Below are 3,750 nucleotides of genomic sequence, written 5' to 3' on the forward strand. Positions count from 1 at the left end.
TTTATTAGAAAAACATACCTTAACCAAATGGCAATTGCAACACAAAGAATATTTATCTAGTTTCTACGGCATGCATTTACATGAGGGCCAATATTTAGATCCTGTAATGCGAGACATTGAAGCTTTTTTACAAAGTTCTCAAAATATGGTTTCTGGTAATGTTGTGGTTAGTTTAAAACCGTATCATTTTTCTTTAGATGGTATTATTTCAAATCATGATTTAATGTCTAGTAAGTTTAGTACTTATGGAGAAGAGAACAAAGCTTGGACCGCTGATGATGCTAAAGGATTTATCAAAATTCTAGGAAACCAGAATAAAATATACAGACAAGTAAATTCTTAAGATATGATTAAGGTTGGAATTATAGGTGGAGCAGGATACACAGCAGGAGAATTAATTAGATTGTTAATTAATCATCCGGAAACTGAGATTAATTTTGTGTATAGCACTAGTAACGCTGGCAACAAAATTAGCAAAGTACACCAAGATTTAGTTGGTAGTTTAGATTTAGAATTTACAAGTACTGTAAATCCAAATGTTGATGTATTGTTTTTATGTTTAGGGCATGGGAATTCAGTTAAATTTTTATCTGCGAATACGTTTTCTGATTCTACAAAAATTATCGATTTAGGAAATGATTTCAGATTAGAAGCCGATAAAATATTTGAAGGTAAAACGTTTGTTTACGGGTTGCCAGAATTAAATAAAGAGGCTATTGTAAATGCTGAATATATTGCAAACCCAGGATGTTTTGCTACAGCAATTCAATTAGGATTGTTGCCATTGGCTGATGCTGGATTAATTAATAAGGATATACACATAAACGCGGTAACAGGAGCAACTGGTGCAGGAACATCATTATCTGCAACAACACATTACACGTGGCGAGATAATAACTTTTCGTACTACAAACCATTTACACATCAGCATTTAGGAGAAATTAATCAATCTGTAAATCAGTTACAAAACAGTTTTTCTTCAGACATTCTTTTTATGCCAAACAGAGGTAATTTTTCGAGAGGAATTTTTGCAACGATTTATACAGATTTTGAAGGTTCAATAGAAGAAGCTAAAGCTATTTATAAGTCGTTTTATAAAGATGCTGAATTTACTTTTGTTTCAGATGAAAACTTACATTTAAAACAAGTAGTTAACACTAATAAATGTCTGATTCATTTGCACAAACATAACGAGAAATTACTAGTTACTAGTATTATTGATAATTTATTGAAAGGCGCATCAGGACAAGCTATTCAAAATATGAATTTAATGTTTGGTCTAGAAGAAACAACAGGATTACAATTGAAAGCAACATATTTTTAAAAGGACGTATTATGAAAATAGCCATTATAGGAACAGGAAATTTAGGAAGTTCGATTGCTAAGGGACTCATTAAAAACAAGTCGTTTACATCATTGTATTTAAGTGATAAAAATACAGCTGCTGTTAGTGATTTTAGTGATGAAGATTATGTTACTGTAACAAACGATAACGAATTAGCGGTAAAGGAATCTGAAATAGTAATTTTTGCATTGCAACCGCGCCATATAGATAAAGTTTTAGAAAGTGTTTCTGATAGTATAACTAACGATCATGTTGTGATGTCGGTAGCTGCTGGCTTTGAAATTTCTAGAATTGAAAGTATTGTGGGTGATGACAAAAATATAATCAGAGTCATGCCCAATACAGCTATTTCAATTGGAAAATCGATGACCTGCCTTTCTGCAAATGTTAAAGGACAGGAAAAGATGGATTTAGCAAAAAAAATCTTTAATCAATTAGGAACTACTATGGTTATTCCAGAAGAACAAATACAAGCGGCTACTGTTATTTGTGCAAGCGGAATAGCTTTTTGGATGCGTTTAGTTCGCGCTACAACACAGGGCGCCATTCAGTTAGGATTTGAAGCTGAAGAAGCTCATAATTTAGCGGTACAAACATGTTTTGGATCAGCTAGTTTGTTGATAGAATCTGGAAGACACCCTGAGCAAGAAATAGACCGTGTTACAACACCCAGTGGTTGCACTATTGAAGGCTTAAATGCCATGGAACATCAAGGATTAAGCTCTGCTTTAATACAAGGTATTGTATCGTCCTTCGAAAAAATAAATCAACTAAAAAAGAGTTAAAAATGCCTTTATTTGACGTTTATCCATTATATAATGTAACACCAGTTTCTGCAAAAGGAATTCATGTTTATGATGATAATGGAACAGAATATTTAGATTTATATGGAGGTCATGCAGTTATTTCTATCGGGCATGCACATCCAAATTATTTAGAGGCTATCACGAACCAAGTTGAAAAGTTAGGCTTCTATTCTAATGCTATTCAAAATCCGCTGCAAAAACAATTAGCAGATAAAATTGAATCACTTTCGGGCTGTATAGATTATGAGTTGTTTTTATGTAATTCTGGAGCGGAAGCCAACGAAAATGCATTGAAACTAGCATCTTTCAAAACAGGAAAATCTCGTGTTGTTGCTTTTAAAAATGGGTTTCATGGGCGTACATCAGCTGCAGTTGCAGCTACTGATAATCCTAATGTGGTCGCACCAATAAATGCGCAACAAAAAGTAACGTTTTTAGAACTTAATGATATTAAAGGAGTTAAAACTGAACTAGAAAAAGGAGATGTTTGTGCGGTAATAGTTGAGTTTATTCAAGGGGTTGGTGGTTTAGATCAAGGTTCTGCTGAATTCTTTGAAGCTGTTGATAAATTATGTAAAGCTAACAATACAATGTTTATTGCAGATGAGGTGCAATCAGGTTACGGACGTTCGGGGAAATTCTTTGCGTTTCAACATTACAATGTCAAACCAGATATTATTCCCATAGCAAAAGGTATGGGAAATGGTTTTCCAATAGGGGGGATTTTAATTCATCCAAACATAGAATCAAAATATGGCATGTTAGGAACAACTTTTGGAGGTAATCATTTAGCTTGTGCAGCGGGATTAGCCGTTTTAAACACAATAGAGGAAGAAAATTTGATTGAAAATGCAAATGTAGTTTCTGAGTATTTTCTTTCAATAGCCAAAACAATTCCGCAGATTAAAAAAATAAAAGGAAGAGGTTTAATGCTAGGTCTGGAATTCGATTTCGAAGTAGGAGACTTACGCAAAGAATTAATTTACAACCATAATATATTTACTGGAGGCGCATCTAACAAAAAATTGCTTAGAATTTTACCACCTCTTAATGTTAGAAAAGAACATATAAACCAATTTTTTGAGGCTTTAAAGAAAGTTTTATAAACATGAATACTTTATTATCCATAGAAACTAGAAATGCCGTTTTACTTAAAATGGCAGAATTATTAGAGCAAGAAAGAGAATCGATTATTTCCATTAATAAAGGTGATCTTGAGGCTTATAAAGGTGATGATATCTCGATGTACGATCGTCTAAAAGTTGATGATTCCAAAGTTGATGAAATGATAAAGGCTGCGAAGCATTTATCGTTTCAAGATGATCCTGTTGGAGTAGAACGTTTCAGTTTTAAGCATGAAAACGGTATGCAAGTATATAATAAAACAGCGTCGTTTGGAACGGTGTTAATTATTTATGAATCTAGACCAGATGTAACGGTTGAAGCTGCTGGAATTGCATTTAAATCGGGAAATAAGATTTTGTTAAAAGGCGGTAAAGAGTCGTTGAACTCCAACTTGAAAATCGTTGCATTATGGCATGAGGCTTTAAAAGCATATGGTGCTTCTGCCGACTGGGTGGAGTACCTACAATTTAACAG

3 protein-coding genes and 2 pseudogenes are annotated in these 3,750 nt (G+C 33.5%); all 5 read left to right on the plus strand.

From position 1 onward, the window contains the following. A pseudogene (locus tag AB8B90_RS06670) lies at positions 1-343 on the plus strand (argininosuccinate synthase); the annotation flags it as partial. 3 nt (positions 344-346) lie between these two features. Next, positions 347-1,324, plus strand: coding sequence for an N-acetyl-gamma-glutamyl-phosphate reductase (gene argC, locus AB8B90_RS06675; protein ID WP_405334973.1), 978 nt, complete (start codon positions 347-349; stop codon positions 1,322-1,324). Between the two features lie 11 nt (positions 1,325-1,335). Next, positions 1,336-2,130, plus strand: coding sequence for a pyrroline-5-carboxylate reductase (gene proC / locus AB8B90_RS06680; protein ID WP_405334975.1), 795 nt, complete (start codon positions 1,336-1,338; stop codon positions 2,128-2,130). Between the two features lie 2 nt (positions 2,131-2,132). After that, positions 2,133-3,257: an aspartate aminotransferase family protein gene (locus AB8B90_RS06685; protein ID WP_405334977.1), complete on the plus strand. Its 1,125-nt coding sequence runs from the start codon at positions 2,133-2,135 to the stop codon at positions 3,255-3,257. Between the two features lie 2 nt (positions 3,258-3,259). Then, positions 3,260-3,750: pseudogene (locus AB8B90_RS06690) on the plus strand (glutamate-5-semialdehyde dehydrogenase); the annotation flags it as partial.

Origin of the sequence: Psychroserpens sp. (assembly GCF_045105015.1) — a bacterium.
Taxonomy (GTDB): Bacteria; Bacteroidota; Bacteroidia; order Flavobacteriales; family Flavobacteriaceae; genus Psychroserpens.